This is a genomic window from Bacteroides nordii, assembly GCF_019930665.1.
In the GTDB taxonomy this organism is placed as follows: domain Bacteria; phylum Bacteroidota; class Bacteroidia; order Bacteroidales; family Bacteroidaceae; genus Bacteroides; species Bacteroides nordii.
The window spans coordinates 4,788,706-4,809,864 of the sequence record NZ_CP082886.1 but is presented as its reverse complement, the minus strand read 5'-3'; the positions used below and the strand labels follow the sequence as shown (position 1 = coordinate 4,809,864).

The 21,159-nt window shown below is 41.5% G+C and carries 15 protein-coding genes; 13 read left to right on the top strand and 2 right to left on the bottom strand.

What is annotated here, in order from left to right; genetic code table 11:
- The first annotated feature begins 172 nt into the window (after positions 1-172).
- The 12 genes from K8P02_RS18630 (at position 173) to K8P02_RS18575 (ending at position 17,441) form a co-directional block, all read left to right on the top strand.
- Positions 173-760 (top strand): RNA polymerase sigma-70 factor, encoded by a 588-nt coding sequence (locus tag K8P02_RS18630; RefSeq protein ID WP_002558526.1) that lies wholly within the window; start codon positions 173-175, stop codon positions 758-760.
- A gap of 136 nt (positions 761-896) precedes the next feature.
- Entirely contained in the window at positions 897-1,901 is a 1,005-nt protein-coding gene (locus tag K8P02_RS18625; protein ID WP_002558525.1) for a FecR family protein, read from the top strand.
- A 110-nt stretch (positions 1,902-2,011) separates the two neighbouring features.
- The gene (locus K8P02_RS18620; RefSeq protein WP_223381677.1) at positions 2,012-5,563 is read left to right on the top strand and encodes a TonB-dependent receptor; all 3,552 of its coding nucleotides are present in this window, start codon (positions 2,012-2,014) and stop codon (positions 5,561-5,563) included.
- Between the two features lie 16 nt (positions 5,564-5,579).
- Positions 5,580-7,058 carry a RagB/SusD family nutrient uptake outer membrane protein gene (locus tag K8P02_RS18615; protein ID WP_002558523.1) on the top strand — a complete coding sequence of 493 codons (1,479 nt, stop codon included), beginning with the start codon at positions 5,580-5,582 and terminating at the stop codon, positions 7,056-7,058.
- 94 nt (positions 7,059-7,152) lie between these two features.
- On the top strand, positions 7,153-9,105 hold the full coding sequence (locus tag K8P02_RS18610) for a putative Ig domain-containing protein (RefSeq protein WP_007483161.1): 1,953 nt from the start codon (positions 7,153-7,155) through the stop codon (positions 9,103-9,105).
- A gap of 68 nt (positions 9,106-9,173) precedes the next feature.
- On the top strand, positions 9,174-10,976 hold the full coding sequence (locus K8P02_RS18605) for a T9SS type A sorting domain-containing protein (protein ID WP_223381675.1): 1,803 nt from the start codon (positions 9,174-9,176) through the stop codon (positions 10,974-10,976).
- Between the two features lie 4 nt (positions 10,977-10,980).
- A complete protein-coding gene (locus tag K8P02_RS18600; RefSeq protein WP_002558520.1) occupies positions 10,981-12,249 on the top strand; it encodes an MFS transporter in 1,269 nt (422 codons plus the stop codon).
- Between the two features lie 19 nt (positions 12,250-12,268).
- Positions 12,269-13,099 (top strand): endonuclease/exonuclease/phosphatase family protein, encoded by an 831-nt coding sequence (locus K8P02_RS18595; RefSeq protein ID WP_007483156.1) that lies wholly within the window; start codon positions 12,269-12,271, stop codon positions 13,097-13,099.
- Between the two features lie 21 nt (positions 13,100-13,120).
- Complete coding sequence (locus tag K8P02_RS18590) at positions 13,121-13,960, top strand: endonuclease/exonuclease/phosphatase family protein (protein WP_007483155.1); 840 nt, start codon at positions 13,121-13,123, stop codon at positions 13,958-13,960.
- A gap of 21 nt (positions 13,961-13,981) precedes the next feature.
- Complete coding sequence (locus tag K8P02_RS18585; protein ID WP_002558517.1) at positions 13,982-14,686, top strand: N-acetylmannosamine-6-phosphate 2-epimerase; 705 nt, start codon at positions 13,982-13,984, stop codon at positions 14,684-14,686.
- Positions 14,687-14,715: 29 nt separating this feature from the next.
- Positions 14,716-16,164, top strand: a complete 1,449-nt coding sequence (locus K8P02_RS18580; protein WP_002558516.1) for a phosphohexomutase domain-containing protein — start codon at positions 14,716-14,718, stop codon at positions 16,162-16,164.
- Positions 16,165-16,166: 2 nt separating this feature from the next.
- The gene (locus K8P02_RS18575; RefSeq protein WP_002558515.1) at positions 16,167-17,441 is read left to right on the top strand and encodes an acetylxylan esterase; all 1,275 of its coding nucleotides are present in this window, start codon (positions 16,167-16,169) and stop codon (positions 17,439-17,441) included.
- 142 nt (positions 17,442-17,583) lie between these two features.
- Here K8P02_RS18575 and K8P02_RS18570 read toward each other — a convergent pair whose 3' ends face one another.
- Entirely contained in the window at positions 17,584-18,690 is a 1,107-nt protein-coding gene (locus tag K8P02_RS18570; protein WP_007483153.1) for a glycoside hydrolase family 88/105 protein, read from the bottom strand.
- A 391-nt stretch (positions 18,691-19,081) separates the two neighbouring features.
- Entirely contained in the window at positions 19,082-20,455 is a 1,374-nt protein-coding gene (gene miaB / locus K8P02_RS18565) for a tRNA (N6-isopentenyl adenosine(37)-C2)-methylthiotransferase MiaB (RefSeq protein ID WP_002558513.1), read from the bottom strand.
- A gap of 331 nt (positions 20,456-20,786) precedes the next feature.
- Here miaB and K8P02_RS18560 point away from each other — a divergent pair, with 331 nt between their 5' ends.
- The gene (locus tag K8P02_RS18560) at positions 20,787-21,137 is read left to right on the top strand and encodes a hypothetical protein (protein WP_002558512.1); all 351 of its coding nucleotides are present in this window, start codon (positions 20,787-20,789) and stop codon (positions 21,135-21,137) included.
- The last annotated feature ends 22 nt before the right edge of the window (positions 21,138-21,159 follow it).

Genomic DNA, 21,159 nt, shown 5'->3' with positions numbered 1-21,159 from the left:
GTTTCTTTGAGGTCTTTTAACAGATAATGCAATCCAAATGCAATATGCTGATAAAAAGTTTATTCCTTTGATACACTACACACAGGTAAAATTAATATCAGCATGACGAATATTAGATTTTTTATTTAACTTCGTAGCCATATTCAACCAGAATACCTTAATAAGTTTAGACATGGAAAAGATAGACAAAGAAATAGTTTTATTACTTATCAACGGTAGTCATTCGGCTTTCTCCAAAATATACGTAAAGTGTCACCGGCAATTTTTCCTGTTGGCATTACGTTATCTGAAATCAAAAGAAATGGCAGAAGATGCAGTACAATACTCATTTATGAGATTGTGGGAAACCCGTACTCAGATCGATGCGGAACAGGGAGTGGAACCTTACCTGTACGGCATTCTTAAAAACCACCTGTTAAATACCTACAAATTTCATCAGCTGACTCTCGAAAAAAAAGAAGAAATAATATTGGGAATGCCGCTTTTTGAAGAAGAGAATATTACACAAACCCTGTACAGAAAGCAGCGTAACGAGGCGATACAAAAAGCTTTAACCTTGTTGCCACCCCAAAAACGCCGTATTTGCCAAATGAAAATCTTCGAAGGGTTATCCAATGCCGAAATAGCCGAGCAACTCAATATTACCGTAAACACCGTAAAAGTATCCTATTATAAAGCTATATTGTCATTGCGTGAAAGCCTCAACGAAAAAGATTTCATCTGCATTTGCATGGTATTGCTTAGTGCCTCCTTTTCCTAAACCAGAACTACACCTCGGTTTGTTTATAAATGTTAAATATCAAAAGCCGAGTAATACTTTTCTCCACTACGATTTTACTCTATATACAAGGCGAAAGTAAGGAGTATTTTTCTCATTACAACCTAAAACTAATAAAATGACAACAGAAAACCACTACCCAATCACAGACGAAGAGATCCGGCTTTATTTATGTGATGCTTTGCCACCGGAGCGACGGGCTGAAATACGTCGCTGGTTCGGCACTGAAGAAGGACAACTCTATTTATCCGAAATCATTGATGAAGATGTTGCCCGTATTCTGATGGGTGAGGAACTACAAAGCACGGAATCCATAAAGATACAGCCACTTTGTATGCCAGCCCCGGTAGAAAAAAACAAAAAACATCTTCAAGCCACCATCGGATGGTGGTTACGCCACATCGCAATATGGATCCCTGCTATTTTATTATTAGCCACCGGAGGATACGTATATTACAATCAAACACAATCTCCCCGGTTTGCCGAAATATACGTCCCCAAAGGAGATATGCAAACAATTATCTTTCAGGATGGAACCAAAATTATACTGAATGCCGACTCCCGGTTAAAATATACTCCCGGTTTCAAATTATTTAGCCGGGAAGTGGAACTGGAAGGAGAAGCTTACTTTGAAGTAGCCAAAAATAAAATCCGTCCATTTACAGTACACACCTCAGGAATTGACATAAAAGTACTGGGAACAAAATTCAATGTAAAAGCATATACCGATGAGTCGGATATTACTACCACGCTAAATCAGGGTCATGTCCGGGTAAGCGATATCCGGGGGGAAAGCCTGGAATTGTTTCCGGGAGAACAAATTATCTACGAAAAGAAAAACGGAACAATGCATAAGCGTTCTCTTGAAAATGTGTCGGACTATTCAGGTTGGAAGACAAACAGCCTATACTTCACAGACACTCGTCTTGATGATATATCCAAAGAATTATCCCGCAAATTCAACAAAGAAATTGTATTGATGGATCAGTCTTTAGAGAATTCCATATACACAATATCATTTAATAACATGCCTCTGGATTCAATTCTGGAAGATTTAACGCGCATTTCTCCGATTAAATATGAAAAGATCAACGACAAGATATTAATATACAAGAGAAAATAAAAAAAGGTAGTCAATAAAGGAATAGGGCCCTTCCATCGACTACCAATTTTATTCATATTAAAATTCAAAACAAAAGTATGAAAATTTTGCCAGTTTTTATCAGAAAACGAATGATAAAGATTCGATTTTTTAATATTCTTAAAAAAGAATCACATTCATTCGTTCTAAAAGTCACAGTAGCAATACTATTCCTCTTCAACACAGGAATGCTTTATGCTCAAAAGGTTTCGGTTCGGTACAAAGACGTACCCTTAAAAACCGTACTAAATGATGTTGCCAAACAATCTAAACTCCGCCTGGCATACAGCGGCAGTTTTACGGATTTGTCAGTGAAGGTTTCGGTGCAGGCATCCGCAAAAGATGTGAAAGAAGTACTTTCCGAGTTAACTCAAAAAACAAATGTAAATTTTGAAATACGGAACGGAAGTATCTACATTTTTCTGAAAGAACCTCCCCAAAAAGAAAAAAAAGAGAAAGCAAACTTCTCATTGTCCGGAACTGTTTATGACGAAAATAATCTCCCTTTGATAGGCGTCAATGTACTGATCAAAGGTTCCACCAAAGGAACAAGCTCCAACATGGATGGAGAATTCACCATTACAGCGGAGAAAGGGGATATTCTCGTATTGTCATATCTGGGATACACTTCGAAAGAGTTAATTGTAAAAGGGAAAGAACCCATACGGGTAGTCATGTCGGAAGATACCAAGGTTCTCTCAGAAGTAGTAGTAATCGGATACGGTGCAGTCCGCAAAACAGATGTGACAGGAGCTATCTCCAGTATTAAAATGGATGAATTAAGTGTCACTACGCCAACACTCGAGCAAGCATTGGTAGGGCATGCTGCCGGTGTTGAAATCAAACAGACATCCGGAAGCCCGGGTGAAGGTTTATCATTGCGGGTTCGTGGAGTAGGTTCTATCAATGCCGGCTCAGAACCACTTTATGTAGTTGACGGATTCCCCACATCAAAAGATGTATATATCAACCCGAACGATGTGGCTTCCATCGAAGTCCTTAAAGATGCAGCATCAGCCGCTATCTATGGTTCACGTGCAGCCGGAGGCGTTGTTTTAATAACAACCAAAAGAGGTACAAACAGCGGACGGGCAAAAGTAGAATATGATTTTCAATACGGTTTTCAACAGGTAGATCACAAAATAAAAATGCTGGACGCTTATGGTATGCGCGATTTTTCAATAGAAAGTGCTAACAATGCTTACCGTGACTGGTGTATCAAAAACGGAAAGGAATATAGTCCATTACATAATAACGAGTACCGTATGTCTGTTGCCGGAGCAACCAGTGGAAAGATTTTCCAGATACCGGATATCTTTTTCAATTTCGAAACAGGACAACCCATTGAACCGGCTTATAATACAGACTGGCAGGACGCCATATTCTCCACAGCTCCCATTATGAAGCACAATCTGAACATTACCGGTGGTAATGACCGGGTAAAGTATATGGCCAGTGCCGGATATCTGGAACAAGACGGTATTATCGCACCATCTTATCATCACCGCTTTACGACGCGCTTCAACATTGACGGTAAGCTGACCGACCGTTTGAGTATAGGAGTCAACACGGCAGCCTCCTATACCAAAAACCGAATCGTACAGGCAGAAGGACGTCATTACAATGATGGTATCATTATGAGTGCTCTCGTGATGTTCCCGCAATTCCCGGTATATAACACAGATGGTTCATACGCCGTCGATCAGCAGATGCAATATGCGAGAAAATATTCCATAGCACCGGCTGAAAACCCCGTTGCATTGGCACATGAGATTGAAGATTTCCAAAAAAGATATATGTCATCCGTCTCGGGATATCTGGATTTGGAAATCGTAAAAGGCCTAAAAGCAAAGATCTATTCCGGAATGCAATATATATCCCAGACAGAAAGTTATTATCGCCCCTCAACAGTAGGAGGTACTATTATGAACACCGACGGCACAACGGCCGGTAGCGGATATGTGGGTGATCAGCGGCTTTCAAGGGCTTCTTACAGTACACAAACCAATCTTGACTGGATATTGGAAGCAACCCTTAATTACAACCGTACCTTCGGAGATCATGGGATAAACATTTTAGGAGGTTACTCTATGCAGGAAAAAGTATATGATAACTCTTCCATCGGTGCCCGTAACTTTGTAGATGATACGATTCGGGAATTAAGTGCCCATGGAACTGCTCCCGGAGACAGTTGGGGAGATACTGATAAATTCGATTGGGCCATGATGTCTGTATTCGGGCGTGTAGTATACTCATGGAAAGATCGTTATACATTTACCGGCTCTCTGCGTGGTGACGGTTCATCCCGCTTTGGAAAAGACAATCGATGGGGAATGTTTCCGTCCGTTGCTTTAGGTTGGAATATATCCAATGAGGATTTCTGGACGAATCACATCGGAGAAAATTTCGGAGCAAAATTAAGAGTAAGCTGGGGTATCAGCGGAAACAATAACATCGGAAATTATGAGCATGTAGGGTATATGAGTGATTTAGGCGGTTACGTATTAGGCGGCCAAATAGTTCCCACACGTTATCCAAGCGCTTTCGTCGACAACTTACTGGGGTGGGAAAAAACAGATCAGTATAATGTCGGAATGGACTTGAGTTTCCTTAGAAACCGTATCACCCTGTCCGCCAACTATTACAACAGTATCTCGAATGACTTATTGTTCAATAAACCGGTATCGGCCATTGCCGGAGCAACTCAATATAAATCAAACCTGTCTAATGCCAAAATACGCAACACCGGCTTCGATATTCAAGTTGACGGACGCATCCTCACCGGGGTTGTAAACTGGAATATAGGAGCCAATCTTTCCCTGAACCGGAATAAAGTACTTTCGTTACCTGACTCTCAATCCATTGTCAGCATTGGGGAAAGAAGTGCTATCAGCCACATAACAATGGTTGGAAAACCCATCGGTTCTTTTTACGGGCTGAACAGTCTCGGAGTAATTTCAGAAGAAGAGTACCAACGGATACTGGTAGATAAACAACACATAGGTGAAGAAGGTTATCAGCTCACCGGCCCGGCCGTATGGAACTACGAAAATGTACAACCGGGTGATGCCAAATGGAAAGATGTCAATAATGACGGTAAAATCACAGACGATGACCGGGAGATATTAGGAGATAATTATCCGGATTTCACCTATGGATTCAGCACCAATATCAGCTACAAAGGATTAAGCTTAAGTGCTTCCTTTTCGGGAGTACAGGGAGCACAGGTTATCAGTTTCCAGAATTACTACTTGCTGAATATGGAAGGTACCTGTAATCAATTTGCATTGGCAGCCGACCGTTACAATGCCGTCACTAATCCCAATCCGGCTATGTATCGTGCCAATATTGCCACCACTAACAAAAACACCTATGGAGTGTCATCCTATATGGTGAACGATGCATCATACTTTCGTTGTACTAACATCACTTTAAACTATAACCTACCTCAAAAATGGGTAGAAAAAATAAAATTAAGAGGTATCTCACTTTTTGCCTCCGTTGACAATGCATTTACGATAACCGATTACATTGGCTATAACCCGGATGTAAATTACAAGTCGGGCAATCTGATGCCGGGTTTCGACTGGGGAACTTATCCACTGGCACGAGCCTATAATTTTGGTTGTAAACTATCATTCTAAAAAACAGGACCGCATCATGAAAAAGATAAAATTAATAAAGAATATAATCCTCTTTAGTTGTTTGATTACGGGATTTACCGCCTGTGACTTCTTAGAACGTTCCGACCCTGATAAACTCAATAAGAAAGACTTCTATAAAACTGAAGATGATATGTATCAGGCGTTAAACGCCGCCTATGACGGATTAAAAACAAATTATTACAATAATATGTATTATTGGACTGAAATCAGATCCGACAATACCACATTAGCATCCAAAACAGCCAATTCGGGTATATACAATGATTTTGATGTATACAATCTGACATCGAGCAATGCAGAGGTACAACGGGCCTGGTACGGGATGTTCACTTGTATCTACCGCAGTAACGTAGTGCTCGACTACATCGATGCCGTACCGATGAGTGATGAGAAGAAAAGCCAATACAAAGCAGAAGCCCGTTTTTTACGTGCTTTATCCTACTACAACCTGTCACAACTGTTTGGTGATGTTCCTATTGTAGACAAACAATTAAACAGTGAAGCGGAAGTCCTCAAATACGGTCGTCGCCCGATAGCAGAAGTTTATGACTTTATTGTAAAAGACCTGGAATTCGTAACTCAAAGCCAACTGCCGGACAATTGGGGATTTGACGGAAACAATCCCAATTTCGGACGTGCTTCAAAAACAGCCGGATATGCTTTATTAGGAAAAGTATACCTTACAATGGCCAAACGGCTAAATGATGGGGCCACTCAGGACTATCTTCAATTGGCTAAAGAAGCCCTCGAAGCCGCTTACAACGTTCGCCCATTCGGAAAACTGAAAGATATTGCCTATGGCAAAGTATTCGGTGTCGCCAATATTACCTGCAATGAAATCATATTTCAGGTAATGTACTTACAGGGAACCGACGAAGGCTCTTACTTTGCGAAAAATTTTCAGCCACTCAATGCCACAGGAATCATTTCACAATCGCAAGGTTTGGGAGATAATATTCCGGAAAATGACCTGACCAAAGAATACGAAACCGGTGATATGCGCAAAGTGGTTTCGTACAAAACTTACGGAACAACCCCTTATGTCAATAAATACGTTGATTTGGGAGACTCTCAAGGGCGCGGTGGTTCTTGCTGGATAGTGTTGCGCTATGCCGATGTCATTCTGATGCTTGCCGAAGTAAATGAGGCACTCAACTTAGAATCCGAAGCCATCACTTATATTGATATGATTCGTACCCGTGCCAAATTAAAACCTTACGATCAGGCTTCTGAGACGTACAAAACAGCCTATCCAACTCTCAAAGAGGTCATTCTGCACGAACGGCGTATCGAATTGGCTTTTGAAAATCATCGTTGGTTTGATCTTCTCCGGTTTTATAAGGGCACCGACCTGGTAGAGTTCCTGAGCAGTAAATCGGTACAGGGGTGTTCCAAACGCGATTTATTACTTCCTATACCTTGGCGGGAAGTGTCTATAAATCCATCCGGAATGTATCAGAACGACGGATACTAAAATCCGAATACTATTTTATTTAAAAACTTTTCCGCAGGGAGTCAACTCTCTCTGTTGGTCCTTGCTATACCTATAAATTAAAATTATTACAATTATGAAAACAAGACTTTTCCTTTTCACAGTACTGGTAATGAACTGTTTAACCGGTTTTTCTCAGAAATATTTATGGAGTAGCCAATTTGGGATTGCCGATGTAGAAACTTCAGCCAAAAGTATGGCTATAGATGCCGACAACAATGTATACCTCACAGGTTGTTTCACCGGAGCAGAAATGACAATTGGTGATAAAGAAATAACAGGAACCTCCACCGTAATGGATGCATACATAGCTAAGTTTACCCCCAATAAACAATGCGTATTTGCCTCATCCATTAAAAGCACATCCGGCTCAGTTGTTATACAAAGTGTTGCCACAGATGCCTCAGGCAACTCTTACGTCGTAGGTAATTTTGAGTCTGACGCTCAAATCTCCGAAACATTTAAAATAGAATCCGACTATAAAGATTTCCTGATCGCTAAATACGATGCGACCGGAAATCCTGTCTGGCTGAAAGGCACCGACTCCGGTATAGAACCTGTTATTAAAAGTATAGCAGTAAATCAAAATGATGGAAGTTTTGTCATTACCGGAGCTTTCACCGGAAATTTAAATATGGATATAAACGGAGGTAACTCAGAAATTTCATCCGGTGATTCCGAACTCGCTTTCTTTATCGCCAAATACGATAGTAACGCTAATCTGATCTGGACAAAAACAATGTCAGGAAGCGGAACAGGAACGGGAAATCTTATATCTGTAGATGAAGAAGGGGGAATATATGCAGCCGGAACATTTAGCGGAACTATTCAATTCGGAACACAATCTATGACGGCAGCTTCTGTAGAAAATACAGACAATTTCCTGGTTAAATATTCAGCTGACGGAAATATGATTTGGGCACGTAGTTTAACAGGTAGTAAATTAGACGATATTAATGCCATGGATGTAGCCGGCAATCAGGTAGTCATCGGCGGTGTGATACGAAGCGAAGATCTGGTTGTGGACAATGCACCCGAAGTAACCATGAAGACCCTGGACACTTCCGGAAGTTGGAACAGTATGCTGATTGTCTCTTTCGATACAAACGGAAACTATCAATGGAACTATATAGCAGGCAGTATCACCCAACCGACAGATGTCAAAACAATTGCCATAGACAAAGATGGCTCGATATGGAACGCCGGTACTTCTTTTGGAACTTATTATTTTAATCCGGATACAGAAGACGAGGCAAGACAGTTCCCTTCTAAAGCTAAAGGGGGACAGGATATGTATCTGATGAAATTATCATCAAAAGGTGAAGTACTGATAGGACACCGTGTAGGAGATGCTACCCGGGAAGGTGCGATGGCTATGGCAGTAGGAAATGAAGGGTTATTATATGTAGCCGATATGATATCTACCCGTAGCGGCGGTACGGCTTCTCCCGTAAACCTGTTTGGCGACCCGATTACAATACCAACTATCGGCAGTAACTACAGCGTAGCTTTACTATGCTATCAGCAAATCTACGCAACTCCGGCTGTACTACCTGTCATTAAACCCGGCACAGCTTTCAGTCAGATTATTAATGCAGAAAATGCCAATGGTGATGCCGAATTCACACTATATTATGGTACTCTTCCCGAAGGGCTCAATCTGAATCCGGCAACCGGCGAACTAAGTGGAACAAGTACTACTACAGGAATTTATCCGATTGTGATCAGCATGAAAGACGCTGATGGAAACGTTGGATTTGCCGAATATACACTTACTGTTTCTACCGGTACCGGACTGAAAGACTATCAACAGGAAGCTATCAGGGTATGGGGAGACCACGGTGCTATCGAAGTATCAACAAGTACATCGAATTGCAGAGTGATGATATTCGACCTGTCTGGCAGATTGGTAATACAAAACCGTTTAAAAGGTAATGACCGTTATACTGTAGACAATGGTATCTATACCGTAGTTGTAGAAGATAGTATCTCGGGAAAAAAATCGGTACATAAAGCAAGCGTCTACTAATATTAATCAATGGAAGGATGCCCGGTACGACCGAATTCCGGGTATTCTTTCCCTACGATATGTATATCATGAACAAAATTCTAATCATCATTATACTCTCTATTTGTACTGTATCGTATGCTCAACAACCCGAAACGGTTCATCACTTCGGAAGTATGACGACAGCATACGGACGACAGATAGTAGCGGGTGGCAACAACATCTGGTTAACAGGAGAATTTAGCGGAGAACTCATTTCCAATACGGAAACCGGATTGATGTCCGAACTCCCGGCTATTTTTGCTGCCAGATATTCGGTACAAGGTATTCGCGAATGTTTAATCAGAATTGAAAACGAATCAAAAGTGAAATCCGCAGTATCCGATGAGGCGGGAGTACTATGGCTTCTTACCGGAAATGACGGAAACGAAAAATTATATTCGGTATCTCCGGAAGGAGTAGTATCTTCACCCGTTTCGTTTGAAAAAAGTGCAGACTTCATCATTCAGGATTTTATATTATTCAACCAAACAGTATATCTCTGCGGAAATTCGGAAGAGAAGTGCTTTTTAGCTGCTTATACTCTATCCGGGAAACAACTGTGGTACTCTGCTGAAGAGGGCTACTTATCCGCCTCCGGAAAAAAAATAAAGACTGACGGCACGGATATTATTCTTGCCGGAACATATCAGGGAACGACTACAAACAACACAGATATATTTGTCAGCCGTTTCAATACATCCGGCGAAAAGAAATGGACATGCCCGATAACAGGAGCAGGGAATGAAACGATTTCCGATATAGCATGCCTGAGTGACGGTAAGCTCATTTTATCCGGTTCTACAACCAGTCAGCAGCTCTCCATCGGTTCTTCCACACAAACCACTACATCCACGGGAACACAGCATGCTTTGTGTATTATGCTCAATCCGGACGGTAACTACTCATCCATCTATACAGCCGGAGGAACATCTACAAGCAAAAATACGGTAATCAATACCTTATACGTCAACGATAACGATGAAATATACGCAGGAGGTTATTGTATGGGAAAAGTAATATTCAACCCATCCGGAGATAATCGCTATAACCTCCCTGATAAAGGTGCGAAAGATGCTTTTATCGTAAAGTTATCTTCTGAAAATCAGGTATTGAATGTGAAACGTTTCGGTAATAAAACAGACGAGGAAATAACCGATCTATTATTTATACCGGATACAAAAGAATACCGTTTATTTATGCTAACCAATTTCAAAGAAGCCAACGAATACGGCACTATTTACAATACTACCAACCTGACTCTGTCCGGAACAAACACATTCCCGTTAGAAGCAATCGGATCGGGCAATAATGTCGTTTTAGCTTCTTACGCACATATCCGGATATTCACCAATCATGTGATACCGGCACAGGAAGGAGTTTCTTACCACAATTGCGTCTATCATCGGGGAGGGGCACGAAAAGTGACTTATCAATTACTTTCCGGTGATTTGCCTTCCGGCATGCATTTTTCATCTCAAGGGGATTTGTCGGGTACTCCTTCTGAAAGCGGTTCTTTTCCTTTGGCAATACGAGGTACCGACGAACTTGGAGACAGCTCGGACTCTGCTTGTATATTACAGGTAGAATCCAATGGAGGAGTAGGCTGGGCAGAAACTGAAGAAACCACATTTCAAGTCTATCCGAATCCTGTGGAAGATAAGTTTTTCATTAAAGGCTTAACGGGAAAAGTACGACTTCAAGTTATATCTACACAAGGACAGTTAATGGTTGACCATATCCTTCAAGATACTTCCGAAGCAATTCATATATCTCATTTCCCTCAGGGAGTCTATATTATAAAATGTATTTCAGAACAGAGTATCCTGTCAAAGAAAATAATCAAAAAGTAGGAAGATGAATCAAACTCAACAAAATCAAACGAATCGGACCAAATGGGCTGTATTTACAGCAGCAACTTTGGGTTATGGGCTTTTCTATGTTTGCCGGCTGAGTCTGAATGTGGTTAAAAAGCCAATAGTAGACACCGGTTATCTTACTGAAACAGAGTTAGGCATAATCGGTTCGGCTTTATTTTTCTCCTATGCAATCGGGAAATTTGTCAATGGTTTTTTAGCCGACAGGGTAAATGTGCGCTATCTGATGGCAGGTGGACTTCTCATAGCTACCTTGGTAAATGCCGCACTCGGATTTGCCGTACCATTCTGGGCATTTGTCATACTTTGGGCAGTAAACGGTTGGTTTCAGTCAGTAGGCGGGCCCTGTAGTGTTATTGCGTTAAACCGATGGTTTACAGAGAAAGAACGCGGAACGGTATATGGCTTCTGGAGTGCCAGTCACAACATCGGAGAAGCGCTTACCTTTATCTTTACATCATTCATCGTTGGTGCTTTAGGATGGCAGTGGGGATTTATGAGCGCTGCATGCCTGGGAGCTGCAGGGGTCGCTCTAATATTCATTTTCTTAAAACCGGCTCCTCCCGAATGGAAAGCAATCCCATCCGATTCCGCAGAAAAGCAGACAGCCTCATCCGTTAAAAGTAAGCAGCTTGAAGTCTTAAAAAGCCCGATGATATGGATGCTTGCACTTGCCAGTGCATTTATGTACATCAGCCGGTATGCCGTCAATAGCTGGGGGGTATATTATTTCGAAATAGAAAAGGGCTATAATATTGTAACCGCCAGTACCCTTGTATCAGTCAGTTCGGTCTGTGGCATTGTAGGTACTGTATTTTCCGGTCTCCTATCCGACAAGTTATTCCACAGCAACCGGACCATACCGGCTTGCTTGTTCAGTTTGCTCAATCTGCTTGCATTGGTACTATTTTTATTCGGTCCGCAGCATTGTGAGGTTCTGGATATTATTTCTATGATACTGTTTGGCATATCCATTGGTATTCTGCTATGCTTTTTGGGAGGACTCATGGCCATAGACATAGCTCCCAAAGAAGCAACTGGTGCAGCAGTTGGAGTCATTGGAATAGCCAGTTATATAGCAGCCGGCTTGCAAGACGTAGTCAGTGGTTTTCTGATAGAATCACGTAAAGTTATTATCGACGGAAACCCTATCTATGATTTCTCCGCCATACGTATTTTCTGGCTTTCCGCAGCTTTCATATCCTTATTATTCCTGATAATAATCTGGAGTGCGAAAAGAAAAAATTAACTACTAAACAATATAAATCATGAAAAGAGTATTTCAAATCCTATTTCTCTTATTATCCGTCTCAACAGGAATTATTTCTTCCGTTCAGGGAAAGAATAAGACAACCGATTGTAACATCCGTTTTTGTACTTATAACATTCGGGGAGATCTGCCCAATGACGGTATCAACTCCTGGAAATTCCGAAAAGACTCCTTATGCAAAATAATCAAACATCACGATTTTGATATCGTATGTATGCAGGAAGTATTAGCCAATCAGCTTGAAGATATAGAAAAGGCCACAGGGTATGCTTTTGTAGGAATCCGAGGACTTTACAACCCTATTTTCTATAAAGCAGAGCGTTTTGAGCTATTGCATAATGAAATGTTCTGGTTATCCGAAACAATGGCTCCTTTTTCAAAAGGATGGGACGGAAAGTACGACCGTTATTGTACATGGGCCAAGTTCCGTGACCGTAAAAACGGAAAGGTATTCTATGTTTTCAATACTCACCTCGACCATAAAGGCCGTATAGCACAACAAGAAGGTGCAGCTCTGGTCTGTGCACAGGCCCGGAAATTTGCAGGGAACTCCCCGGTCTTTATATGCGGAGATATGAACAGTTTCGATACAACCGATGCCTACAAAGAGTACACTTCTCACTATAAAGATTCCCGGGTTATTGCTCCCTATATCTCAGGACCGGTAGGTACGGCTCACAATTTCGGGCAGGTAGAACCCGTACGTATCGATTATATCTTCGTAAATGATAAAATCAAAGTGTCAGAATACGAAGCAGATGACGAACATTATCCAAACGGTTTCTTCCCATCTGATCATTACGCTGTATTTATCAACGCCCGTTTATAACTCAATAAAAAGATTTCAGATATGGCTTTCAGAATATATATATTACTCCTTGTTTGCCTGAGCCTGTCAAGCTTCCCGGTACATGGTGAAAATTACGAAACCGAAATTACGATTTGCAGCTTTAATATTCGTGGTTCAAACATGGATACCGGAGTGAACGCCTGGTCAAACCGAAAAAAGATGGTAATCAGAGAATTCGGCAATTATCAGTATGACATTGTGTGTATGCAGGAACCATTGACCGATCAGATACAGGATTTCCTGTCCATCGGTATCTACGAGTGGCTCGGTGTATCCGGCCAAGGTACACCGGACAGTGATGTATTTACTCCCATCTTCTATAACAAGAAAAAGCTGAATGTATTAGATTACGGCACGTTCTGGCTATCCGAAACTCCGGATGTTGTCAGCCGGGGATGGGATGGTAAATTCCCCCGCATTTGTACGTGGGCAAAATTCAGGGATATAGAAAACTGCCGTAGCTTTTACGTGTTTAACACTCACCTCGACCACGTAGGAGAAGTTGCCAAGTTAGAAGGGGCCCGGTTAATCTGCCGGAAAATAAAAGAAATGACAGCAGAAGAGGCCGTGTTCATCACAGGAGATATGAACAGTACTCCCGAAACTCCCCCCATTCACACCTTTCTCAGTGAATTCAGCAATTCACGGGAAATAGCGACAGAGAAATCAGGGCCGGCAGGAACAGCACACAGCTATGGTAAATTGTATCCACCCTCACAGATAGATTACATTTTTGTAAACGAATATATATCGGTAACCAAAGCAATAACCATCACTAAAAATTCAGATCCGGTATATATGTCGGACCACTATCCCATAGTTATTACTGCTGATTTTTAAGAACTTACTATACATAAAACAATGATTGACATATTTCAAAAAGTTAAAGGCCGGCTCATCGTTTCGTGTCAGGCCGAGGAAGGCTCACCCTTTAATTCACCCGAAGGAGTAGGAGCATTTGCTCAATGCGCAGCCCAGGGAGGCGCTGCAGGTATTCGCTCCTGCGGTATAGAAAAAACGGACTATCTCATCAAACATAGCCATTTGCCGGTAATCGGTCTGACAAAGTCTCATTTCCCGGACGGATTTGTACGTATTACCGGTTCATTCAGGGAAGTAGAAGCACTGATTGCAATTGGTACGCCACTGATTGCTGTGGATGGAACATTCCGCCTACGGGAAAATGGACTTACCGGACCGGAATATATCCGGAACCTAAAAAAGAAATATACAGGAGTAAAAATAATGTCGGACATATCAACCGTTGACGAAGCCATTGCATGCCGGGAAGCCGGCGCTGATTGTGTATCAACCACCCTATGCGGTTATACTCCGTATACGGTAGAAGAATCCCATAATGGGCCTTCTTTGGAAATACTGCGCCAATGTGTCAACGCTCTCCCCGAGTGCCCTGTATTTGCCGAAGGACGCTATAATACCCCTCTCGAAGCTGCAAAAGGTATTGAAAACGGTGCCTGGGCAGTTGTTGTAGGTTCAGCCATTACACGCCCCCACCTTATCACAAAATGGTTTTCGGAAGCCCTGCAACAGGTAAATATTCTCTAACAGTCAGAAACATTAAACAATAAAAAAACATGAATATATTTTTTGGAACAGATGGCTGGAGAGCACACATCGATACGGAAATAAATCAAGAGACCGTATCAGTGGTAGCCCAGGCATTTGCAGATTTCATACACAACAATTATAAAGAAGAATTCCCCCGGGTAGCCTTGGCTTATGACACACGCAAGAACTCACAATTGTTTGCTACGATTTTTGCCGAAGTACTATCAGGCAACCATATAGAAGCATTATTATCCGACCGCATCACTCCGACACCGGTATTATCTTATGCTACTTTGCATACAGGTTGTTGTGCCGGAGTGATGATTACCGCTTCACATAATCCTCCTTCATATAATGGCATCAAATTCAAATCACGTTTAGGAGGTCCGTTCAATTCAGACGACACGCGAAAAGTAGAAAGTTATTTATACGCATCCCCCATAAAGCGTTCTGCATCGAACATACATCCTATGAATTTTATACCAGCTTATACAGAACATATTGAAAAATTAATTGATTTCGAAAGAATAAAAAAAGCAGGATTACATCTATTGGCAGATAGTATGGGAGGGGCAGGGCTTACGCTCATCCAGGAGATTCTGAATGCCCATAACTGTCCGGCGGATACCATATACTCCGAAGCGTCCGAAACTTTTCACGGACGACTGGCCGAGCCGATTGAAAAAAACCTGCTGCCACTAAAGAAAGCATTAAAAGAAGGAGATTTTGCTTTTGGTGTAGCAACAGACGGAGATGCGGACAGGGTAGGGGTATGCCTGGATACAGGTGAATGGTTATCGGCCCAAAATACGATATTATTGTTAGTAGACTATCTGAAACGAGTAAAACAAATGCCAGGCGGTATTGTAAAAACGTCTTCCGTTTCAGACAAAGTACGCAGCATCTTCGAATCTCCTCAAACACCCATATATGAAGTTCAGGTCGGTTTCAAATACATTGCTGATATCATGACTACCCATTCCATAGCTTTTGGTGGCGAAGAAAGCGGAGGATTCGGCTATGGCATGCATATCCCTGAACGGGATGGCATATTCTCTTCACTATTACTCCTCGAAATGCTTTCTGCATCACCTTACTGCAAACTTTCCGACTACCTGGAAGAGAAGCAAGAAAAGATGGGAGTTATATGTTATGACCGTATTGATATGGTTTATACACAACCGGATAAAAATGAACTGTTACCCTGGTTATATCAAAATCAGCCTCATGAAATAGCAGGTTTTGCAATTCGGAAGATTCTGCCGTTTTTAAGTAGCCGCAATCTTGTAAACGGACTCAAATTCATTTTTGAAGGAGATTGCCGATGGCTATTAATCCGCAGTTCCGAAACGGAAGACATCATTCGTTTTTATGCAGAAGGACAGACGGGGGAAGAAGTAGCTACTTTGCTTCAATACGGTCAGAATCTGCTTTTTAAAGTATCCGGCAGCATATCCAATCTAACAAAACATTAAATATGAAAAGAATATTAATTTTATCCGTTTTATTTCTTTTTACTATCAGTACACAAGCAGCAAAAGGGAATAAAGACCTGGTGACTATCCAGATTACACCCGATCACTATGATTGGAATTATAAAGTAGGCGAAACGGCACGTTTCACTATTTCCTTATTTCAAGACCAGCAGAAACTGAAAAATGTAAAAATAGAATATAAGATAGGTCCGGAAAAAATGCCTCCGACACAAAAAGACTCCGTACTTCTAAAAGACGGTACTGCCGTAATAAAAACAGCAGGACTACGCTCTCCCGGATTCCTGTCTTGTGAAGTCAGGGCTACAATAGACGGATTTCCCTATCGGAATTTGATTAACATTGCATATGATTGTGAAAAGATACAACCTACCACTCTGCTTCCAAAGGATTTTCGTTCGTTCTGGGACAGTCAAATATCCCGTATGAGGGAATACCCCATGCAATCGGAAATGACATTTATACCGGAAGAAAGCGATGCCGACGTAAAAGTATACCGTGTGAAAATATCCCATTATTCACGCGGTAATTACCTGTATGGAGTATTATGTATTCCTAATAAAGAGGGACGTTTCCCTGCTGTTTTGCGTCTGCCGGGAGCCGGTGTGGCAAAGCACACCGGAGATAAAGAACTTGCACGTATGGGAGTTATCACATTCCGGATAGGGATTCATGGTATCCCTTTAGACCTAAAACCGGAAGCATACGCAAACTTACAAGCCGGAGCACTCAAAAACTACATGTATCATCACATGGATAACCGGGAGGAGTATTATTACAACCGTGTGTTCCTTGGTTGTATACGGGCGAACGATTTCATTGCCTCACTTCCACAATATGATGGTGAGAATCTGGCGGCTTATGGTGGAAGCCAGGGAGGAGCACTGACCTTGGTTACTGCCGCTCTTGATTCCAGAGTGAAGTACCTGGCGGCTTTTTATCCGGCACTTTGTGACATAGCGGGATATGCACATAACCGGGCAGGAGGGTGGTTTGGAGTAAAAAAGCTTACCCCCAAAGAAACACAGACATTGGCATATTACGATGTAGTCAATTTTGCACGTTTTATTCATATTCCCGGATTTTATTCCTGGGGATATAGTGATGAGACTTGCCCGCCTACTTCATTTTACAGCGCATACAATGTTATAGAAGCCCCCAAAGAACTTTACCTGCTAAAAGAAACCGGGCATTGGCGTTATCCGGAACAGAATGTAAAAGTCAATCAATGGTTAATAGACAAACTGACGGGAAAGTAAGGAACTATACCATCACAAAATGTGTCAAAACTCACCACAGAGTAACACAGATATGATTTTAAGTCGTTGATTATTAGAAAAATACTCTATGTTACTCTGTGGTGAGTTTTGACATACCTTCATTATATTTATATATACTTTATTAACGGGACATCTTATAAATCTGATTTCCGGCTAACAGGAAAGCACCCACTCCATACACTTCCGTCATATCACGGGTCACTTTCTTAGGGTCGGCTCCAATGGGTTGTACATACCCCAACTTACCATCTGTTTCAACAGCAGAAACCAATGCCTTCCATCCTTTTTCAACAATAGGCAGATAAGTATCTTTATCCAACAAACCTTCATTGACCCCATACGCCAGCGCATATACGATAAACCCGGTAGCACTGGTCTCAGGCGAAGGATAAGAAGCCGGGTCAAGCATACTTGCATGCCAGAAACCATCAGCACTCTGCAACTCGGCCACACGGGCAGAAAGAGTTACAAAAAGCTCTTCATAAAACTTACGGTTCTTATCATTCTTTGGAAAGTCCTGAAGCATCTCTGCCAGTCCGCCAAGCACCCAGCCATTACCGCGTCCCCAGAACACTTTCGCTCCATTCGCCTCTTTTTGAGTGAGATATCTTGAATCACGATAAAACAAGCGTTCATCTTTATCAAACAAAAGATCATACGTTGCTTTATACTCTTTATTCATAAATTTGATAAACCGTTTATCTCCGGTCAGCATATAGAGTTTCACATATACGGGAGGAGCCATATAGAGTGCATCACACCAAGTCCAACGTTCCAGGGTCTCACGTTTTTTATAGTCAAGATCCATCGGTCCGTCCGAAGGATGGTTCACCACCCACTCCGCACGTGCCTGGGTAGGATATAACATATTCTTATCTTTATACTTATTATACAAGTCTATAAAAACCTGTCCCACAGCAATATCATCAGCATGATACATTCGTTTATCGGGCTGCCAGCCATAACGACGACCCAATTTTACCAACCAATCATAATAAGAGGCATCCCCCATTTCCGTCTCAGCCAGTTCAGCCCAATCGAGCATTCCCATGTAAAGTGCGGCATTTGTCCAATCCAGTGCTCCGTGTTTCACGTCCTTTTGATGAGCGATCTGCCAATCGGCCACTTTTTTCATAACATCCTTTACGTCTGTCTTTTGAAATGGCAACTGCCCCATCATCGACAATGGGAAGAAAAGTGAGAGTGTCAAAAGAAAAAATCTGTTCATAGTAGTACAATCATTTAGTGTTTATACGGCAAAGATAATGCAAACCGAGAGCAGAATAAAATGAACTCGTTTATTTTTTTATACCAAAGTACAGCTTATCTTCGCTTTAGAGCAAAGATAAACCTTTCTTGAACAAAAAAATAAAGAATCACTCATATTAAAATAGTTTTGAGTGTATTTCACCACAGAGTAACACAGAGTTCCACAGAGTACTATTTATCTGATGAAACGCGGATAAACACAGATAAATACAGATTAAAAGACTGTAGTTCTTTATCTTAGATTTGTTTCCCTTTGCGAAAATCTACGTTAATCTGCGTTTCAATAAAGATTTAAACTCTGTGTTACTCTGTGGTGAATTTCGCTCATTTCCATACTGAAATAAACGAGATTAAGCTATTACTTCTTCACCCTTCAGTGTTGCCGAACTGGATTCAGTAATTCTCACTTTTACAAAATCACCAATCTTATGTGTACCCCGGTCAAATACCACGACACGATTCTGTTCTGTACGACCGAAAAGCTGTTCGCGCGAACGCTTGGAAACCCCTTCTACCAAGACTTCATAAACATTTCCGATACAACGCGCATTAGATTCAGCAGAAAGCCGATTTTGCAAAGCTATAATCTCATTAAGACGACGCACTTTAACATCTTCCGGGACATTATCCTCCAAATGCTTGGAAGCATACGTGCCGGGGCGTTCTGAATATTTAAACATAAAAGCAGCATCATAACCACAGGCCTCCATTAGTGAAAGAGATTCCTGGTGGTCTTCTTCCGTCTCTGAGTGGAAACCGGAAAAAATATCAGTAGTCAATCCGCAATCGGGGATAATACGCTTGATAGCAGCTACACGATCCAGATACCACTCACGCGTGTATTTCCGGTTCATCAATTTCAAAATACGTGAACTTCCGCTTTGTACCGGCAAATGAATGTGTTTACATACATTGGACACCTGTGCTATTACTTCCAGCGTTTCGTCACTCATATCTTTGGGGTGCGAAGTAGTAAAACGAATTCTCACGCCTGGTGCTGCTTCGGCTACAGTACGCAGAAGCATCGGGAAAGTAATAACCTCTCCATTTTCTCTTTCAAAACGATAAGAATTTACATTCTGTCCTAACAGCGTGATTTCTTTATATCCCTTTGCCACTAAATCGGCCACCTCATTAAGGATACTTTCCACATCCCGGCTACGCTCACGTCCGCGGGTATAGGGGACAATACAATACGTACAGAAGTTATTACATCCACGCATAATAGACACAAACCCGGAAATGTGATTTCCGCAAATGCGGGAAGGAATGACCTCGCGATACGTTTCTGTTGTAGACAACTCCACATTAATCGCCTTCTCCCCGGCCTCTACCGAAGCTATCAATTCGGGCAAAGTAAGATAAGCATCAGGACCTACAACGAGATCAACATGATGGTGCTCAATCAAATCATCCTTCACACGCTCTGCCATACATCCCAGTACACCTACTATCAGATGTTTCTTCTTCTTTTTCAGCGAATGGAAAAACTCCAGACGATTCAAAATCTTTTGTTCGGCATTGTCGCGAATGGAACAAGTGTTCATAAATACAGCATCTGCTTCGTCCAAAGAATCAGCAACGGAATACCCAGCCATCTGCATCACAGAGGCAATTACTTCACTATCGGCCACATTCATCTGGCAGCCATACGTTTCAATAAACAACTTTTTGTTGTCATCAGCAGTTGCGGATTTAAAGTCCGCTCCCGTTAATTCACTCATAATTTTATCATTATTTAAATTAGATGTTGCAAAGATACGGCTTCGGAGCCAATAAGTGGCAATTTGAAACAAAAATAACGCTTCAAGTTAGTAATCGAAGCTAATAGTTATAATTAATGTTAAAGAAACAAACATTTTCCAAGTCACAACTTGGAGATTTCAACTTTATTTCACACTTTTGTGCAATGAAAGAAACATTAGATTTTTTCATAGTTAAGGTTTAGGTTAAAAAAATTAAGGGGAGCTGTGAAGCTGCCCTTTTTTCATGCTAAAATGTTAGCTCTAATCAGATTAAATAGTTACCTTTGGCGGACAAAAATCCAACGAACCTATGGAAGATGTTATGCAATTTCTTTTGGTAGCAGGTATTCTCGCTTTTGGAATTTACAAACAGTTCAACAAAGAAAAGTCCAATAAGCCAGAAAAAAGTATGCCTATGCCAACTCCCGAATATGAATACGAGCCGGAATTTGAAAAACCTGTGATTTTTGAAAAGCCACAGAAAAAAACAGTACCACCTCCCAAACCATCCCTTCCTCAGGAGGGTATCAGAAATACCCATGCTCCGAATAATATATCTGAATCTATCAAAGAAGTAAACAGAAGTAAATTTTCCATTCAATCGGCAGAAGAGGCAAGGCGTGCCATTATCTGGTCCGAAATATTGCAAAGAAAATATTAATGTAAATTCTAACACGAAAAAT